The following is a 16,856-nucleotide window of genomic DNA, read 5'->3' on the forward strand; positions in this document are numbered from 1 at the left end:
CAGTTCAGTCGCCCGCCAACACACGAACATCGGCGCGTGCGTTCGGCGCCAGGAGCGGCGCAATGCGCCGGAGCACGGCCTCCATCTCCTGTGCGAAGCCATAGGGCGCATTGATGACGATCAGGCCCGTGGCGGACAGCTTTTCGGCATCGCGCAGGCCGAGATCCAGGTCGACGCGCAGCACCTTCTTGGCGCCGCTCGCCAGGATCTCGCCGCAGAAGGCATTCGCCTCCGCCGCCGATTTGATCGGAAACCAGAGGAGATAGATGCCCGTCGCGAACCGCCTGAGCGCTGCCGTCAGCGCCTGCGCCTGCGCCGCGAACTCGTCCGGCGCCTCGAAAGGCGGATCGATCAGCACCAGCCCGCGCCGTTCGGGCGGCGGCAGCAGCGCCGGCAGCCGCAAATAGCCGTCACCCTCCTCCGCCCGCGCGTTGCGCAGTCCGGCCAGCGCCGCCTTCAGCAGCGCCGCCTCCGCAGGCTGTTTCTCGATCGCCACGAGGCGGTCTTGCGGCCGTAGCAGTGCCGCCGCGAGCAATGGCGACCCGGGATAGCTCGATCCACCGCGCGCCAGACGCAGATATTCGCCCAGCGCTCCGTCTGCCTCCACCGCGCCGAGCCTGCCGATTCCATCGGCCGCCTCCGACGTGCGCGAGGCTTCCGCGCCCGTGAGATCATAGCGCCCGCGCCCGGCATGGGTGTCGATCACCGCGAAGGGCGCATCCTTCCTGCGCAGATGCAAAAGAATCGCGACCAGCGCCAGATGCTTCACGACATCGGCGAAATTCCCGGCATGGAAGGCGTGACGGTAGTTCATTGCAAGGCTGGCCGTTCCTAACCCGTGCTCGCATACAGTGTCGGACCGCGCCGCGGCGCGGCTCACTCGCAGAAGACGCGGACCTTCGCCTTGTCGTTGTCGACGTCGACCGTGAGGTCGCGCAGCTGTTCGACGATCTCCTCGAGGCTTTCCGGCGTCAGCTTGCCGATATCGATCTCGATGCCTTCCTTCTTCAGGGCCGCGTTGACCTCATCGCGCGCCCGCGGCGGGATGATCGAGGTGAGCTTCACGCCGGCGCGCAGCAGCTGCATCGGCACGCGGATATTCACCTTGGTCGCACCGTCATGCGCATCCGCGGCGTCGACCATGACGCGCAGATATTTGAGCCGATCGCCGCGGCGCGGCTCGCTTGCGGGACCGGGCGCGGCCGGTTCGCGCTCCACGGCGCTCAACAGACGCTCCGCCTCGTCGGCGGTGATCTTGCCGGACGCCAGCATATCCAGGATCTGGCGGCGGTTCTCGCTCATGGCTGTGCCCTTTCAATAGACATGGATGAAGACGGCGGCGTCGGGGCTATCGACCTCGAGATGCATGCCGCCGAGGCTGCCGAGTACCGCGAAGAACGCCCCCAGCGTCTTGAATGGCGCGATGTCCATCACCGCGCAGATCACGAAATAGACCGGCAGCAACACCAGGATGAAGGGCAACAGCAGCAGCCAGATCAGGAACAGCGGCACCCACAGCCGGATGCCGCGCCGCGCGCGGCTGGGCTGGATATGCACGACGGCCAGCATGGGCGGCAGCAAGGTCATGAGCGTCCCTCCAGGGCCTTGATGGCATCGGCGGCGCTGATCTCGCCGCGGGCGAGGCGGTCCAGCACTTCGCTGCGGCCCGGCGCCGGATCGGTGTCGATGAATTCGAGCATCCCCGCGATGCGGTTCAGCCGCGCCTTGATGGTCGGGTAGCTGACGCCGAACACGCTCTCCATCTCCTTGATGGAGCCGTGGCTCTTCACGAAAGCGGCGATGAAGATCTGGTCGTCCATCGGCAGCCGCGCGAGCTGCGGCAGCTCGAAGGCGCCTTCGACGGCGATGTCGCGATCGGCAAGCCGGACCCGCTCCACGACCAGCGGCGCACCCTGGGTCAGGGCGGTGAGGTCTTGCCAGTCTTTGGCCTTGGGCATGGGCAGACGCGCCGGAACACGGGCGGTATATTGATCAATAAAATTGATATTTCAAGTCAGAAAAATTGAATTTCTCAACTATCTGCTTCACTGGAGACTTCCTGCGTCCCTACGCGTCCGCCGGAACATCCTCGCCTCGGCCCATCTCCATCAGGACCTCGACCGTCTCGGCGACGTCGGCCCACATCGCGGCGCGGTCGGGGTCGCCGTTGTTGAGATTGTCTTCGGCCAAGTGCAGCGCGATCGCATGGGCGTCGTCCGGAAAGCCCTGGATCAGCAAATCGGCGGTCGCCCGCACGCTCATCGTGGTCGCCATTTCCGGGGTACTCCACAAATCATTTACGTCAAACCGGTCCCCGGGGCCGGTCGTGCGTTCGTGATACAGGCAAACTCGCCCAGGCAGCATGCAACCCGCGAACGTGGTTAAGGCCGCCGCCGGCTATTTCGAGATCTCCTCCAGCGTCAGGTCCTTCACCTTGGGGCCGAAGATCCCGATCGCGGCGATCACCACCGCCATGCTCGCGGCGATCAGCGTGAAGACCCCCGCGACGCCGAAATCGCGCAGCACGAACGCGATCACGAAGGCGCTGAACACCGTCGACAGCCGGCTCCAGGAATAGACGAAGCCCACCGCGAGGGCGCGGATGCGGGTCGGGTAGAGCTCCGCCTGATAGGCGTGGAAGGAGAACGACATGATGTTGTTCGACAGCGTCACCAGTGCGCCGAACAGGATCAGCGGCGCCGCATCGCGCATCTGTCCGAAGGCCAGCCCGAACACCGCGACGCAGGCGGCGGCACCCACGATCGCCCATTTGCGCTCGATCCGGTCGGTGAACAGCACCGCCAGCAGCGGCCCGACCGGCGCGGCCAGCGCGATGAAGAACGTGTAGCCGAGACTCTTGGTCACCCCGATCCCCTGCCCGATCAGGAAGCTCGGCACCCAATTGTTGAAGCCGTAGAACCCGACCGTCTGGAACAGGTTGAAGACGATGAGCATCAGCGTGCGCGCCAGATAGGGCGCGCGCCATATCTCGGCGAAGCCGCCCTGCAGCGTTTCGACCGGCTGCGCGATCGCGAGCGGCAACGGCCCGCTCTCGACCGCCGCTTGGGCCTCGAACGCCGCCACGATGCGGTCCGCCTCCGCGTTGCGGCCATGCTGCGCCAGCCAGCGCGGGCTCTCGGGCACGGCGAGGCGGATGACCCACACGACCAGCGCGCCGGCCGAGCCGGCCAGCACCACCCAGCGCCAGCCGTCGATCCCCAGCGGCGCGATGGGAACAAGCAGCCAGGCGAGCAGCGCGACCACGGGGATCGCGGCGAACTGCACCACCTGGTTGAAGGCGAAGGCACGGCCGCGGACATGGCGCGGCACCAGCTCGGCGATATAGGCGTCGATGGTGACGAGCTCCACGCCGATGCCGATGCCGGCGATGAAGCGCCACAGGTCGAGGCCGAACGCCGTGGTCTGAAACGCCATCACCGCCGCGGCGACGGTGTACCAGAGCAGCGAGAACGTGAAGATGCTGCGCCGCCCGAAGCGGTCGGCGACGAAGCCGAACAGCGCGGTCCCGACGAACAGGCCGGCGAAGAAGGCGGCGACGAATCCGGCGAGGCCTTCGGTGCCGAACAGGCCCGGTGTCGTGGGCGTGAGGATCTTCGCCCGCACCAGGCCCGGTCCGACATAGGCCGCCATGAACATGTCGTAGAACTCGAAGAAGCCGCCGAGCGACAGCAGCACCACCCGCGTCCACAGCGCGCGTCCGGCCGGCAGGCGTTCGAGGCGCGCGGCGATGCCCGCGACGGTGCTGTCCATGACGTGTTCTCCCCGGGGAGCGTTACTTAGCTCAGGCGACGGTCGTCAGATAGTCCGGCATGCGAGCCCCGGAGAGTCGGGCCGGCTCGACCACCGATCATCCCGGGCATTCCTCCCGTGCTCCCCGCATGCCGCTGTCCATGCCATAATCGGCGGATGAGCGATCTGTCTTCCCTGAGCGCGGAGCTGCGCCGCCGCGCGGCGCCGGCCCAAGCCGCGGGCATTCCCTTCGTGGTCGGCATCGCCGGCAGCGTCGCGGTCGGCAAGAGCACCTTCGCGGCGGCATTGCGCGACGCCATCGCCGCCTGGCCGGAACGGCCGCGCGTCGAGAATGTCGCGACCGATGGATTCCTTTTTCCCAACGCGGTCCTCGCCGAGCGCGGCCTCTCGCTGCGCAAGGGCTTTCCGGAATCCTTCGACGTCGACTCGATGCGCGCGGCCATTGCCGCGATCAAGAGCGGCGACCGTGTCGCGCTGCCGCGCTATTCGCACATCACCTATGACGTCGACCGCGAGAACCCGATGGTCGTCGAGAGACCCGGCGTCCTGATCCTCGACGGCCTTCATCTGGCGCAGATCGAGCGGCTGGGCGCGCCGCGCCTGATCGACAGCCTGATCTATCTCGACGCGGAAGAGGTGTTGATAGAGGCCTGGTTCACCGCTCGCCTGCTGCCGCTCATGCTGGCGGGGCGCGACGATCCCAAATCCTTCTATTTCGGCTTCCGCGACCTCGATGACATCGGCCGGCGCGACTTCGCCGGCCGGGTATGGAACGGTATCAACCTGCCGAACTTGCGCGAGCACATCGTCAAGGATCGCGCCGCAGCCGACATCACGATCATCAAGAACCGCGATCACAGCCTCGCCGCGATCCGCTACTGACGGTGGTCGCGTCCCTAACGGCTGCCGGCGACCTCGCCGTAGAGCGAGGCGCGGATCTCATCCAGCGGCGCGGCCGACGCGAGCGCGGGACGGTGCAACGCATGACCCGCCACGAAGCGCACGCCGGCGGCGCGTGTCGTGTCCAGTTCCGCCGCGGTGTCGACATGATCCATGCAAGCGAGCGCGGCATGTTGCGTCGCCTGTTTCGCCAGCCAGCGTGCTTCGGTCTGCATGCCGTGGAGCGGCAGCTTGGCCGGCATCGAAAGCACCAGACCGGCGGCGCTGAGCGCATCGTGACCGCCGAGCGGGACATGGCTGCCCGGCAGATGCACCCAAACGCGCGGCGCCAGGCCTTTCAGGCAGGACGCGATCTCGCCGATACGCTTGCCGGCGGTCGCCGCCGGAATGTCCTCGAGCTTGACGACGAGATAGGTCTGCTCGCGCGCGTGACTGCCGCGCAGCGCCTCGCGATAGGCGACGCGGCCGCGCGGATCGCTGAGCGTCGCGAAGCTCACCGAAGCACCGACCGCGACGACAATCCCATTGCGCGCCAGCAGATCGGCGAAGTCGACCGCATGGCTGAGCATGGCGCAATCGATCGCGGTCCATTCCTCGACTGAGAAGTCACGGAACGCGCGATGACCGTAGATCGCCTCAGCTCCGACGCGGTCGCACATCGGCGTGCAGAACAGCGCCGCCACACCCTGACGTTGGAAGTCGTAGACCGGGAAGAACCGCAGGACCAGATCGCTGTCGGGCAGCGCGCCGGTCTGCGCCAGGGTGACAAGAGGCGCACGTTCCGCCGCGGCGAGCGGCGGAATGGGCGCAACGACGCCGGCGCTTTGCGAGGTCGAAAGAAAAGCCACCGAATCCCCTTCAGACGGGTTGTATGGCGACTACGCGCGGCCGGCCAATTGGTTTAAATTTTCCGACGATTGGCCGCATTCGGGGTTAATGAATGCTTGCACTGCGGGAACTCGCGCCAGCAGCGGCGGGACGCGGGAACCCGCGCCGTGCCAAATGGTTCTCTCCGACGGCGGCGTTCGATCCTGTCCGGCTACGCGATGCCTCGGACACGGAACTCATTTTGCGGTCTTGACGGAATGTGGTGGCAGTTCTCCTACGACGTCGTCGCGGCCGGTATCGAAGCCCAGCAGGTCATCGCGTTGCGTCTCGTGAAACTGGCAAAGGGCGATGCCGCCGCGCAGAGAGAAGCGCAAACGATGGTTCGCGAAAAACTCCTCGCAGGGATGGAAGCCGCTGCCACGCTCGCAAGCGGCGGATCGCCGACGAGCGTCCTGCGCCGTTATCGGACGATCATGCGCGCCAATCAAAAGCGACTCGCCAGCGGAAGGCGCAAGCGACGGTAGATTTCGTTCGCGTCACGCAGGATGGCGCCTGCTACGGACATTACGACCGCCTCATGTTTGCAATCGATACCCGCGAAAACTTTTCGAAGCGCGGCCGCAAAAATTGGCGACGACCTCATATTTATGCATGGTCCGCCCATTCTTGGGTGAAGTGCGAAATGAATCGCGAGAAGACGGTGGATGTCATCGGTGCTTCCGGCAAAAAAAGTCATGAAGCGCCGAAGCTCTTCGGAGTGTCCGCGAAGCGCGCCGAATCCGGCACCGTAACCGGCACATGCAGCGCCACCTGGGACCGCTGGTACAGCAGGATGCCGAACATCGTTCCGACCAGAACGCCGTGATGTCGGCCGTCGGCACGCCATCGTCCCGCGCAAAGGTGATGTCCCGGCCCGCGGTCGACAGGAAGCGTCCCACGCCGGGGATGTGCATGAGAAATCGGTCGGCATCGAATTGCCAGATCGGTCCCGAGTGGAGGGCAGCCTCGAGATCTGGCGGAACGTTGGCCTCTCGGAGGCGGACATCGGCGGCGTCCCGTCGTGTTTCCAGCGCGATCGCACCCGGCAAAACCAAATCGCTGGCAACGACCAGTCCGCAGATTCGATAGAGATGCACGCCCTAACCTCGGGGAAGCACTGGGTACCACGCCCGGCGTTCTACCAACGCGGGCTTTGCGAGATATTCCAAGCGCATGGACCGGAGACGATAGAGACGCGGGGAAGCATGGTGCCCGAGGTCGGAATCGAACCGACACACCTGTGAAGGTACTGGATTTTGAGTCTGTATGGACAATTTCTAAGTCATTGTTTTAATGGTATATTTTATTAATTTTACGTCTATGTGTAAGGAATGTGTAAGGCTTCTAGCGATAGCGGCCTGCATCGGCCTTCAGTAAACCTCATATTCATCAGGATCGGGCTCGTAGCGCCAACCGACGATCCTGCGCGCGTCGATGCGTCCATCGGACAAGGGATCGAGCCGGTGCACCCGCGCTCGTGCCCATTCCAGCCAGGCCGTTGCCCTGCCCGCTCGGGCGTTCGGCCCCAACGACCGTTCGACCTCGTCGATGAAGGATCGCAGCAATCTTGCCTTCTGCCAATCCTTGGCAAGCTCGCCTAGGCAATCCCAACGGGCGCTCTCCATCGCCTTCAACCGCCGGGGCCGCTCCTCAGCCCTGATCTCCGCTTCGATTTGCCGATCGATTTCCGCGCACCTGATCTCATCGGCGATCGTCGCGTCGACGAACTTCTCAAGGCGATCGAGCAGCACGTCTGCCCGCCGGTCGAAAGACTTGTGCGGCTTTTCCGATATCCGGCTTTTCCTCTGCCCTATCGTGGCAATAAGCCTGAAGGTGTGGCCGGGCTGCTCCTCGAGCGACCATTCTACGAGCCGCCCCTTGATCTGGAATGAAACCGGAAATGGTTGTCCCTCGGGATGCTCCAAGCCATGGCCCTTCGCCTCCGCAGCCTTGAACAGAGCGTCACGAATGCGGATCCTTCGGCGGCCGATGTAAGTGTCTTCGTTCTTCGGCCAGGTTTTGCGGTTTTCCTTGCGCGCCTCTTCTTCGGCTCGGCGCTCCCACTCCATCCAGGCCGCGACGAGAGGGTGAAGTTCGGCCGGAAGCTCGATGAGCTGGGGATTGTCGAATATGGATGGTGGGCGTTTAGGCATCGCGCTTCCTCCTTTGTGCTGGAACAATGGCACCAGCGATCGGGCATACAGATGCCTCGCAAATCTTACTCCTTGCCCACGAAACTCAACGCTCTTTTGCACTCCGCAATCCATTCGTTCAGGCCGGCGGCGAGACGGTCTATGACCGTTCCATCGAGGCCATCCTCATGCGCGCGCTTTCGCGCATCGTTCAATCCGTCCGGTACCCGTTCTGCCATTGCGCGCAACGCGTCGAACAACGCGCCGGATTCCACACGCACTTCCCGCGCAAATTTTTGCCAGTGCCGGCCACTGATCTGCCGCAGCCGGTACTCGCCGCCCACCTTCATCGCGAGCTTGACCTTGTGAAGGTCGAATTCCTTGTAGGGGAGGATGCTGGCAACGTCGTAGAGCGGGGCAAGCCGTATGCGCGGCCCGCCGCCGATCAGGAGCGAGTAGTTCTTGGCATGCGCGTCCGTTCCGGCGATCAGCCAGTTGAAGCCGATCGCCTTTGCAAACGTCGTCACGTCGTCATCGCGCTCGCTCGAATAGACGCGAAGCAATTCGGCGACGTCTGCGGCGCTGGGGCCGCCCTCGTTCTGATATTTCTTTGTCGGCATGATGCCGAGCGCCTGACAGGCATCTTCCTGATGCACGCGGACGATTTCGCTCCCGGTGCGCTGCCGGTCATAGCGTTCGATCGCTATGGCGATCTCGTCTCCGAAGCGCATCACTTTCGATTGTGCGGCTGGCAGGCCGACGCTGCGCGCCAGCGCGAGGCAGATATGCTCGTTCTCGGCATGACCGTCGAACTGGCCGGTCGGCGGCTTCAAGATGTGCGTCGTCGGAATCCGCCCCGACGGAATACCCCAGCGACCGTTCTTGAAGATTAGGGCGGTCTTGGGCTGAGCTCCCGCCAGGCTGAACTGTCCGGTGTCGCGCGGCAGGCGCCACGCGGCATGATCTTCGCGCAAGGTCCTCAGCCGTTCGGCGATACCGCGCTCGTCGAGCCAATCGACCTTGTCGTCCTTGCCGCTCTGGATTTCTTCCAGGCGTTCCGGCGGGATGAATTGGACCGCTCCAGCGCAGTCCTCGCCGACATGCGACATGAGCGCGAAGACATTGCGCGCCGACACCTGGAACTTCTGCGCCCAGCGCCCGAGAACCATTTCGTTGTCGGGAAGCAACCCCCATAGAAAAGCCTCGACGACGGCCGGGCGGTGTTCTGCGGCTGCCAGCGGCATCGAAAGCGAAAGAGGGAATGCGCCGCTGGCCTGCCGCCAGTCCTCGTCGTAGACAAAGGTCAACCGGCCTCGGGCATCGCGATGGACACGGCCGACTTTCTTCCCGGCTATGAGTGCGATGAGGTCGCTCACCGCTTGCTCTTCTTCGCGGAAGTGATGATCGCATCGAGATCGACGCCAGGCACGGGCGAACGGCCGGGCTTCCGGGTTGTCATGTCTGCCTGAAGGTTTATGTCCAGGGCGTCGAGCGCGCGCAGGACGAGACCGAGCTCGGCGCGCGCGCGTCCTCGCTCAATTCCGATCACCCATCGGCGGCTGACGCCAATCCGTTTGGCAAGCGTCGCCTGGTCGAGGGCAAGATGCTTCCTGCGGTCCCGAATGACCGCGCCAAGATCGGCCGGAGTTCTTATGAGCATCGTGCTTTTCAAATGTCACCGTTCGGGTACACTACCATATGTCACCGATCGATTACAATGAAAAATGTCATCTATCGGTTACATTCCGCAACTCATCAACGGCCGCATTCACGTAAGCATTTGAAATACCTAACTATTAAACGAGTGACCCTCTGACCTGTCGATCACCCGACGATGTCGGCCGGCCTATCTGCACATCTCCTCCGGAACGGTTATGCCGTATTTCTTGTCGAACTTGCCGCCCTTTGCCAGGACGCGCTTTCCGCTGCCGAGATCGAAATCTTCGGAGCGGAGCTTGTTGAACCAAGCATGGCGCTGACGTTCGGCAAACCAGAAGAACAGCCGCTTGACCTTGATGCTCCGCGTGCGGCGGAGAAGGTTTTCCAGCCGGCGCGGCGATAGATTGACCAATCCCTGCATCAACTGGTCGGCATGCTCGAAGGAGATTTTCTCCGGCACCTCTTCGAGAAGTTCAAATACTGCCCGCTCGGGGGCTGATACCCGCAAGGCAAAAGTGTGATCTCCCCACGGGAGTCGGACGGTGGAATCCTTATTGCGGTCGGCCGAAGATGCTTTCTCCCGTCCGAACAGTCGCGCGTCGCTGCGATGCAAGAACTTCGCCTTGAATCCCAACTTGCTCACCCATGCCGGCAGAAGATCGCTGCCGCAAAGTTGGACGGTCACGGATTCCGAGAGGGGCAGATAGTGCGAGAAGCCCTGAAGCTGAAGCGCAGTAAGGCCGCCGACGGTGAGCGAACTTCCCATGCGCTGAAGCGAGCAGACGACGCCCTGCCAGGTGGGCTTGGTTTCGGGGCGCGTGTAGACGCCGGAGAACAAAGTTATGAGCTGGCGACTCTTCACCAGGTTATCGATGCCATGCCGCTCGACACCCTGAGCGATGAGCCAACGGCGCGTGACCAGAAACCCGTAGGGCACCAGTTTGGTGAGCCTCGCGCGCAGGTCGGCGTTCACGGGCATGGTTTACTCACTGCAATTCTCACGGCGATGATCGCCGCAAATCTACTATAATATAAACCATAACCGCGGGCTGATCGATGAAATTGGGTAGAGTGAGCGCCCCATAGCGGCCGGTTATGTCAAGTTTTCTTGCTAAAAAACTTGACAATATAACTGCGGAATAACGTTCAACAGCACGGCCATCGCACGATAACGCCTACGTTATTAGTCTGGCCGACTTCGATAACTCAGGCGTTATCGCACCGTCGCAGAATAAGCGCGCGGAAATCGAGACGGCTGTTGGAGCGGGATATGCCGTAACGCAAGTTTCCTGCGATGATCGATAGAGAACATTTCTATCGATCAACCAACACCCTCCAACCAAATCTAGGCCTCACCGTTCGCGCTACGGCGGCGAAATAGATAGAAGGGCCAGATCGGTTTCACATAGTCATAGTACGACTTTTCCGACGCATCTTTCTCGAATCCACTGGCGAACCCAAGCCAGGGGCCGACCACGACGCCGATAACCACACCGATTTTCAGAACCCAGAGGGCGTACATGCCCAGCGTGCTAGGCGCCATGTGCGGGTTGAGAGCAGGGAGGAAACCGAACAACGCCGCAATAGCGACCGCCAGAAGGCCGAGAAAGGCCATGAGCGCCGCCGTTCCGACGAGGCCCCAAAATGCTCCCGATACCAAGCCAAGCCCCGCACCCATAAGTCCTCTGAATAGACGCTTCGTCATCGCCTTCAGCCTTTCCACGGCCATGGCCGCCGCCCTGAACAATTTGCTGTATTCTGTTCATCACAATGGCAAACCCTAGGGTTCGCAGTAGGATAGCCGGCGGCGCAAGGCGAGTTCTGGCCAGCTCGCCCCAATTTTGTGAAAGGCATCCTCAAAATGCAGATGGATGACGCACTGGCAAAGGCGACCGCGTTGTTTGCCGAAGTCACTGACCGCGTCCGCGAGATTGAGACCGAGCAGGACGCACGTCTCCAACTCATCAATCGTATTTTGGTCGAGGTGCTGGGATGGGATTACGCCGACATCAAGACCGAACCTCATAGCCCTTCAGGATTCACTGATTACCTACTCAGCGCCACAGGCCAAAAGCGCCTTGTTGTGGAGGCCAAGCGCATAGGGACAATACTTGTCGATACCTTCAATCCGCGATTTGCCTCTTATAAGGTTGGCGGCAAGGCCATCGCCTCCGCAATCGACGGCGTCGAACAAGCAGCAAAATATTGTTTCGACCACGGCGTAAACTGTGCGGTCGTAACCACGGGAGTTGCATGGATTGTCTTTATGCCCTTCCCCGGTGCGGGCGTTTCATTCCGTGAAGGTCATGCCTTCGTTTTTCCAAACTTCACGGCCATCCTCGACGAGTTCGCAGCGTTCTTTGATTTGCTATCAAAGTCTGGCGCCGCAAGCCGACTCTATACGCTGCGTTTCGCTCGCGCGGCAGGTCTCTCTATTGCGGAATTTGAGCCGCTTGTTGTTGCGAACCGAAACGAAGACGCGCGTCTGATTGCTCCTAGTCCTCTCGCAGCAGATCTTGACCCGGTATTCCGAGAATTTTTCGGTGCGATGTCCGCCGATAACAATCTCGAAATGCTAATCGATTGCTTTGTGGAGACTCGGGAAAGCCGCTTCGCCGATGCCAGCCTTGAGAAACTTGTACGGACAGTAACCACCTCCATCGAGGAGCTGGGCCCCGCAACCGACAATCTTCTGGCTAAGGAAATTCTGACCGCCGTCGAAAGTGGCACTGGCGAAGCGATTGTCATCGTTGGAAATGCCGGCGCTGGCAAATCGACGTTCATGGAAAGATTTTTTGCTTCTGTGCTTGAGCCGACACTTCGCAGTAGGTGTTTAGTCATCAAAATCGATCTTAAAAAGTGGTCCGGCGACATAGGGGCGTTGCAGGGGTGGTTGACGCTCAAAGCAAAAGCCACGATTGAACAATTGCTCTATGGAGCGACTGGCCCCAACTACGACGCGCTGATGGGGCTATATTTCTCTGAATATCAACGATGGAGCCAGGGTCACTTCAAGCCGCTCTACGACTCTAACAAGGACGCCTTCAAGATTAAGTTCGGAGAGTTTTTGCACGAGCAGCTCGACAAAAATCCCTACGACTATGTTCTACGAATGCTCTCGGATGTAGTGCATAATCGCAAGCTGCTACCGTGCCTGATTTTTGACAATACCGACGCCCTAGCAAGTCTGAAAGTACAAGAGAGCGTATTTCAGTTCTCTCAGGCAATAAGAGAGAACATTCCATTCACGTTTGCGATCGTACCGATAACGGATACAAGTTTTTGGCGGCTTTCTAAAGCCGGCCCGTTCCAATCGTACAAGAGCAAAATGTTCTATTTGCCAGTGCCGTCCGCCAAGGCTGTGCTGGAAAAGAGAGTCGCTTACCTAAAACGAAAAGTCGACGAAAGCGTTGACAAGAAAGCATACTTTCTTACCCGCGGGATTAAACTCAGCGTCGACAACATCAACGCCTTCGCAGCATGTGTCGAGGAAGTATTTCTCCAAGAAGATTTTGCAGCACGTCGAGTTAGTTGGCTCGCGAATAACAACGTTCAGACGACGCTCGCCATCACGCACCGTGTTATAATCTCGCCATACTTTAGTATCGATGATCTGGTGAAGGCATATATTGCCGGCGGTGCGCAGATGCACGTGCAACTTGAGCACCGCAAAATGATGCACGCGTTGGTTCTCGGCAACCACAATCATTTTCAACCAGAAGAAAATCCATACATTTTGAATGTGTTCGAGATATCCCCGCATTACCCGACTAGTCCGCTGCTGCTTCTAAGCGTGCTGAAAGTGCTGATCGATCGCGCAGGCGACGAGGCAGGTATCGGTAACTACATGTCGGTTGACCAAGTGCGGCAATATTTTGATTCAACCGGCGTCACTGAGGCCGCTATAAATTACGGCTTGAGCGTCCTGTTAGCTCGCCGACTTTTGCAGCCATATGACGCATCGAATGAAACGTTGGAAACCTCAGACCGTATCGCGATTACCCATGCGGGCCGTATTCACTACGATATGGCACTGAATGATCCGATTTACCTGACCGATATGGCCTACGCCACGCCGGCCAGAAGTACCGAATTTGTCGATCGTCTGCGCGGGATTCGTAGCGAAGGTAAGATGGGGGCAGGTGCTTGGCGCGAAGTCCAGAAGTTGTTTGCTAATTATTGCGTCGCTGAAGACACGATTTTCATGCGACTGCCGGCAGACGAATTGTACAATGGGCAAAGACAGCTGAGAGCCGACCTTCGGGGACGGTGGATCGACGACACTATAGCGCAAGGCGCTAAGGGCGATGAACGCACATCTCGTCAACCCGGATACAGTCAAGTTCCGGCCACTATAAAGTGGTTCAATCCCGCTAAAGGATATGGCTTTGTCGAAGCGGGGTTGGAAGAAGATGCATTTCTCCACGGCACTATCTTAAAGCTCGCGGAAATCGATCACGTCAGCGAGGGAGACTCTATCACCTGTGACATTGCGGTAGGAGCTCAGGGCAGATTGCAGGTGATTGCGGTATACTCATTGCAGCGAAGCCAGGGCTCAACGGTGCAAACGTCTACAGCTCAGCAGCAAGTTGATGGACACGTCGAGTTCTACAATTCGCACAAAGGCTATGGCTTCATTAAGGCTGACCTACTCCCAGAAGACGTCTATGTCTCTGCGCGCGTCCTTGATCAGAGCGGCATAAAAAACCTGGTCCAAGATCAGGCGGTTCGCGTGAAGATTGAGTCCGGCCGATTGGGTAAGGGATACATGGCAACGTCAGTCGAGATCATATAGCGCTCACTATTTGAGATTGGCCGCTCAATCAGACGAAGGTGGCGTTACTGCAACTTCAATTGAACGCCATACCCGACGGGCGAGTGTTCTTTCCTCTTCACCGAGGACGGCAGCGTAGATCGCCGTAGTCTCTATTCGTGCGTGGCCCATCCATCGCTGAAGGATATTTAGCGGGACGCCGTTAAGCACCGCGTCCACAGCAAATCCATGTCGAAGTGCTTTTGGCTTACACTGCTGTTCACCAATACCCGCCGTGCGCATGATCGCTTTTACCCGGCTCCACGCGTGGGTCCGCTGAAACGCCCAAAGACGGTCTCCGCTCTGGTTAGCTCCAAGTGCGATGAGCCGTCGGAGGAGAAAGGCGGGAGCGGGCACCAAGCGAAATCGCTTCTTCCCTCGCTGTTTTAGAGTCTGAAAAACAATACCTTCGTCCCCGGCATCCACTCCGGAACAGCCAAGAGCCAAGACCTCTGAGATGCGCGCGCCGGTGATCGCGAGTGTCAGACAAAACGCTGCAAAATCGGTCTCTGCTTGCAAAGCGGTCCTAACGAATGCCTCTCTTTCGCGGGGAACGATGTATTTGCGTGCGCCGTAAGCGTCAAAAAGGGAATCCGACATAGGCGAATTCCGCGCATTTTGTGCCGAAAAGCGAGGTTGAGCGGTTGACGGAGAAAAGGAGGCGTGAACAGAATACAGCATTCTGTTCACCGATACGCTCGCGCATCCGAGTCGCCTAGCGAAATCGATCCACATTTTTCTCTACAATTTGAGGCACGCAGGCCCCCACTTGGCGAAGTACTGCTGCCAGGTGATTTTGCCTTCGCACGCGGCGGCAAAATCCGCCCGCTGCGCCTCGCACATCCCGCTCGGACGAATGGGAATCGGCAACGGGCTTACAACGACATCCGCTGCACCGCGCCAGTCATACCCATATGATTTACAGCTTTGGCCAGCTGCCCTTATCGGCTCCGGGTGCGGCCTCCACCAGGAGCCTCCGGCTGCCGGTCGGGATCTCGGTCAGTCCAGTGCTCTCCTTCGAGGGAATTTGCCGAAGCGCGGTCAAGCGCCCGGCCCATCCTGTCGGTGACTTCTTTGCCGGATGCCTTCGCCTTCATGCGCTCATAGAGCGACAAATGATTCCCGGATATCTGCTGCTCTGCACGCGGTGTCTCGCCGGCCTTTATTTTTTCATAATGCGAAACAGCGGCTTGCGGTCTCTGCGGCCGCGCTTCCTTATCAATATTCTTCTGTCGGCGCTTGTGATGCTTGAGCGCCGCTGTGGACTGGGTCACATAATCTTCGCCCCGCGCATATGATTTTCCAACCTTCGCCTTCTTCCGCGCTCCGCGGCCTTCCGCCGTGCGACGCTTCCGGTCGTCGTCCTGCTCTTTCGCCTTCTTGATTGCGTTTTTGTCCAACGCGTTATCCCATTCGGCCTGATCGAGTAGCGATAACCGACCCTGTTGGCGGTCTAACTGTGCCTCTTTCGCTTGCTCGGCTTTTGGCAGGTTTCCCCGGTCGACCGGCTTCATGAACTCGCGCAGTTCTGCCGCCTTTACCCCTTCGATCCGGCGCGCGAGGCTGTGAACGCCGCCTTCGCGATCGACAATCACAAAATCTCGCCGGTCGCCCTGGGCGAGTATGTAGCCTTTGGCTTCGAGTGCGGCCTTGAATGCCTCAGCGCCGCCGCTTGCTCGGAACGCCGCTGTCACTTCGGCGCGGACTTCGTTGCCCTTGATGCCGGTGCGTTCTTCCTGCCGCATTTCCGCGCGTGAAGGACTGCGGTCTGGCCGCTCGGCGCCGTCGCGTTCGGCATGTGCGCCTTGCACATGGGGATGATCGAAGCGCCGCTCCAGGTCGCGTGCGACTTCCTCGTGTTTCCGGTAGTTATGGCTGTCCGGGACGGCCCGCATGTTTTCGAGATCAATGCGCGTCCAGACGACGTGGATGTGCTCGCGCCCCAGCTTTTCGTGAAGGACGACGACGCGGGCGTGACCTTCCAGTCCCAGCTTCTTCTCCAACGCGTCGATTGCCTCGCTGCGTTGCTCTGGCGTCAGGCGATATGGCGGTTCGGGATTGATTTTCCCGTGGTACAGCGGCTTCTCGCATTTGGTGCCCTCGGCGTAGGCATCCATCTCGATGAGGGCGCCAACAAGGTCTTGTGCAAGCGTGCCTTTGACTTCGAGGACCTCGACACGCTCGTTCTTTTCGGCGTTCCCGAGATAGGGACCAAGAGCCTGCGGCCCGGTGATCGACTTGCCCTTGATAATCATGGCTCGCGTCCGAGTGCCTTGAGGAGCGACGCCCTCATCTTATGCAACCCGGCAAGGGCAGTCTCAACTTCCTGGGCTTTGACGGCATCGCCGCTGTTCGCCCGGTGCGCGAGTTGGTTGAGATTGCTGCCGATCTTTCCGACTTCGCCGAGGAGACGGACCAGTTCTGTCTTTTCGGTCGGACGGCGCTTGCCCTGTCGGGGCACAGGCGCCCCGAGCACGACCTGGCGGACGTAGCTTCCCGGCGTGAGGCCCGCGTCTTCCGCTGCCGCGTTGACAGCCGCGCGCTCGTCCTCTGTCAGCCGGATCGTGATGTGACTGCTCCGTGCGCGTTTTTCAGTGCCGCTGGTCATAGCCGGCACCCGGGGCCTGGAAGGAGCCGTAGAGGGAAACATCCCACGTCCGGCGCTGGCGTCTTGGGGAGCAAGGCTCCTCGGACGGGGGTCCCGAGGGAGCGAC

General features: G+C 60.6%; 19 protein-coding genes. 4 read left to right on the plus strand and 15 right to left on the minus strand.

The window, feature by feature from the left end:
• Positions 1-4 precede the first annotated feature (4 nt).
• From rlmJ to WDM91_08625, 6 genes are all read right to left on the minus strand, one after another.
• The gene (rlmJ, locus tag WDM91_08600; GenBank protein MEI9994639.1) at positions 5-814 is read right to left on the minus strand and encodes a 23S rRNA (adenine(2030)-N(6))-methyltransferase RlmJ; all 810 of its coding nucleotides are present in this window, start codon (positions 812-814) and stop codon (positions 5-7) included.
• A 62-nt stretch (positions 815-876) separates the two neighbouring features.
• On the minus strand, positions 877-1,302 hold the full coding sequence (locus WDM91_08605) for a hypothetical protein (protein MEI9994640.1): 426 nt from the start codon (positions 1,300-1,302) through the stop codon (positions 877-879).
• Positions 1,303-1,314: 12 nt separating this feature from the next.
• Positions 1,315-1,587 carry a hypothetical protein gene (locus WDM91_08610; GenBank protein ID MEI9994641.1) on the minus strand — a complete coding sequence of 91 codons (273 nt, stop codon included), beginning with the start codon at positions 1,585-1,587 and terminating at the stop codon, positions 1,315-1,317.
• On the minus strand, positions 1,584-1,958 hold the full coding sequence (locus tag WDM91_08615) for a DUF2089 domain-containing protein (GenBank protein ID MEI9994642.1): 375 nt from the start codon (positions 1,956-1,958) through the stop codon (positions 1,584-1,586). The genes WDM91_08610 and WDM91_08615 overlap by 4 nt, the downstream gene beginning before the upstream one ends.
• 109 nt (positions 1,959-2,067) lie before the next feature.
• Complete coding sequence (locus WDM91_08620; GenBank protein MEI9994643.1) at positions 2,068-2,274, minus strand: hypothetical protein; 207 nt, start codon at positions 2,272-2,274, stop codon at positions 2,068-2,070.
• A gap of 123 nt (positions 2,275-2,397) precedes the next feature.
• Entirely contained in the window at positions 2,398-3,771 is a 1,374-nt protein-coding gene (locus WDM91_08625) for an MFS transporter (protein MEI9994644.1), read from the minus strand.
• Between the two features lie 156 nt (positions 3,772-3,927).
• On the opposite strand from WDM91_08625, the gene WDM91_08630 reads away from it, so the two are divergent.
• The gene (locus tag WDM91_08630) at positions 3,928-4,653 is read left to right on the plus strand and encodes a hypothetical protein (protein MEI9994645.1); all 726 of its coding nucleotides are present in this window, start codon (positions 3,928-3,930) and stop codon (positions 4,651-4,653) included.
• Positions 4,654-4,667: 14 nt separating this feature from the next.
• Here the strand turns inward: WDM91_08630 and WDM91_08635 are convergent, their stop codons facing one another.
• Complete coding sequence (locus WDM91_08635) at positions 4,668-5,519, minus strand: hypothetical protein (GenBank protein MEI9994646.1); 852 nt, start codon at positions 5,517-5,519, stop codon at positions 4,668-4,670.
• A 237-nt stretch (positions 5,520-5,756) separates the two neighbouring features.
• Between WDM91_08635 and WDM91_08640 the strand changes: the two genes are divergently transcribed.
• Positions 5,757-6,023, plus strand: a complete 267-nt coding sequence (locus WDM91_08640; GenBank protein ID MEI9994647.1) for a hypothetical protein — start codon at positions 5,757-5,759, stop codon at positions 6,021-6,023.
• Between the two features lie 158 nt (positions 6,024-6,181).
• Positions 6,182-6,364: a hypothetical protein gene (locus tag WDM91_08645; protein MEI9994648.1), complete on the plus strand. Its 183-nt coding sequence runs from the start codon at positions 6,182-6,184 to the stop codon at positions 6,362-6,364.
• Positions 6,365-6,908: 544 nt separating this feature from the next.
• Here the strand turns inward: WDM91_08645 and WDM91_08650 are convergent.
• The 5 genes from WDM91_08650 to WDM91_08670 form a co-directional block, all read right to left on the minus strand.
• Positions 6,909-7,691 carry a hypothetical protein gene (locus WDM91_08650; GenBank protein ID MEI9994649.1) on the minus strand — a complete coding sequence of 261 codons (783 nt, stop codon included), beginning with the start codon at positions 7,689-7,691 and terminating at the stop codon, positions 6,909-6,911.
• 65 nt (positions 7,692-7,756) lie between these two features.
• On the minus strand, positions 7,757-9,046 hold the full coding sequence (locus tag WDM91_08655; GenBank protein MEI9994650.1) for a type II toxin-antitoxin system HipA family toxin: 1,290 nt from the start codon (positions 9,044-9,046) through the stop codon (positions 7,757-7,759).
• Complete coding sequence (locus WDM91_08660; GenBank protein ID MEI9994651.1) at positions 9,043-9,330, minus strand: helix-turn-helix domain-containing protein; 288 nt, start codon at positions 9,328-9,330, stop codon at positions 9,043-9,045. Before WDM91_08660 ends, WDM91_08655 begins: the two co-directional genes overlap by 4 nt.
• Positions 9,331-9,516: 186 nt before the next feature.
• Positions 9,517-10,308 (minus strand): type IV toxin-antitoxin system AbiEi family antitoxin domain-containing protein, encoded by a 792-nt coding sequence (locus WDM91_08665; protein MEI9994652.1) that lies wholly within the window; start codon positions 10,306-10,308, stop codon positions 9,517-9,519.
• Positions 10,309-10,674: 366 nt separating this feature from the next.
• A complete protein-coding gene (locus tag WDM91_08670; GenBank protein MEI9994653.1) occupies positions 10,675-11,058 on the minus strand; it encodes a hypothetical protein in 384 nt (127 codons plus the stop codon).
• Positions 11,059-11,196: 138 nt separating this feature from the next.
• On the opposite strand from WDM91_08670, the gene WDM91_08675 reads away from it, so the two are divergent.
• A complete protein-coding gene (locus WDM91_08675) occupies positions 11,197-14,124 on the plus strand; it encodes a cold shock domain-containing protein (GenBank protein MEI9994654.1) in 2,928 nt (975 codons plus the stop codon).
• A gap of 24 nt (positions 14,125-14,148) precedes the next feature.
• Here WDM91_08675 and WDM91_08680 read toward each other — a convergent pair whose 3' ends face one another.
• The 3 genes from WDM91_08680 to mobC form a co-directional block, all read right to left on the minus strand.
• Entirely contained in the window at positions 14,149-14,742 is a 594-nt protein-coding gene (locus WDM91_08680; GenBank protein ID MEI9994655.1) for a site-specific integrase, read from the minus strand.
• Positions 14,743-15,083: 341 nt separating this feature from the next.
• On the minus strand, positions 15,084-16,397 hold the full coding sequence (locus WDM91_08685) for a relaxase/mobilization nuclease domain-containing protein (GenBank protein ID MEI9994656.1): 1,314 nt from the start codon (positions 16,395-16,397) through the stop codon (positions 15,084-15,086).
• Complete coding sequence (gene mobC / locus WDM91_08690) at positions 16,394-16,750, minus strand: plasmid mobilization relaxosome protein MobC (protein MEI9994657.1); 357 nt, start codon at positions 16,748-16,750, stop codon at positions 16,394-16,396. The genes WDM91_08685 and mobC overlap by 4 nt, the downstream gene beginning before the upstream one ends.
• Positions 16,751-16,856 lie beyond the last annotated feature (106 nt).

It is taken from the genome of Rhizomicrobium sp. (genome assembly GCA_037200385.1).
Classification (GTDB): Bacteria; Pseudomonadota; Alphaproteobacteria; order Micropepsales; family Micropepsaceae; genus Rhizomicrobium.

Coding starts and splice junctions, on each gene's coding strand:
- rlmJ (MEI9994639.1), bottom strand. CDS start 814: ATGAACTACCGTCACGCCTTCCATGCCGGGAATTTCGCCGATGTCGTG.
- WDM91_08605 (MEI9994640.1), bottom strand. CDS start 1,302: ATGAGCGAGAACCGCCGCCAGATCCTGGATATGCTGGCGTCCGGCAAG.
- WDM91_08610 (MEI9994641.1), bottom strand. CDS start 1,587: ATGACCTTGCTGCCGCCCATGCTGGCCGTCGTGCATATCCAGCCCAGC.
- WDM91_08615 (MEI9994642.1), bottom strand. CDS start 1,958: ATGCCCAAGGCCAAAGACTGGCAAGACCTCACCGCCCTGACCCAGGGT.
- WDM91_08620 (MEI9994643.1), bottom strand. CDS start 2,274: ATGGCGACCACGATGAGCGTGCGGGCGACCGCCGATTTGCTGATCCAG.
- WDM91_08625 (MEI9994644.1), bottom strand. CDS start 3,771: ATGGACAGCACCGTCGCGGGCATCGCCGCGCGCCTCGAACGCCTGCCG.
- WDM91_08630 (MEI9994645.1), top strand. CDS start 3,928: ATGAGCGATCTGTCTTCCCTGAGCGCGGAGCTGCGCCGCCGCGCGGCG.
- WDM91_08640 (MEI9994647.1), top strand. CDS start 5,757: ATGTGGTGGCAGTTCTCCTACGACGTCGTCGCGGCCGGTATCGAAGCC.
- WDM91_08645 (MEI9994648.1), top strand. CDS start 6,182: ATGAATCGCGAGAAGACGGTGGATGTCATCGGTGCTTCCGGCAAAAAA.
- WDM91_08650 (MEI9994649.1), bottom strand. CDS start 7,691: ATGCCTAAACGCCCACCATCCATATTCGACAATCCCCAGCTCATCGAG.
- WDM91_08660 (MEI9994651.1), bottom strand. CDS start 9,330: ATGCTCATAAGAACTCCGGCCGATCTTGGCGCGGTCATTCGGGACCGC.
- WDM91_08665 (MEI9994652.1), bottom strand. CDS start 10,308: ATGCCCGTGAACGCCGACCTGCGCGCGAGGCTCACCAAACTGGTGCCC.
- WDM91_08670 (MEI9994653.1), bottom strand. CDS start 11,058: ATGGCCGTGGAAAGGCTGAAGGCGATGACGAAGCGTCTATTCAGAGGA.
- WDM91_08675 (MEI9994654.1), top strand. CDS start 11,197: ATGGATGACGCACTGGCAAAGGCGACCGCGTTGTTTGCCGAAGTCACT.
- WDM91_08680 (MEI9994655.1), bottom strand. CDS start 14,742: ATGTCGGATTCCCTTTTTGACGCTTACGGCGCACGCAAATACATCGTT.
- WDM91_08685 (MEI9994656.1), bottom strand. CDS start 16,397: ATGATTATCAAGGGCAAGTCGATCACCGGGCCGCAGGCTCTTGGTCCC.
- mobC (MEI9994657.1), bottom strand. CDS start 16,750: ATGACCAGCGGCACTGAAAAACGCGCACGGAGCAGTCACATCACGATC.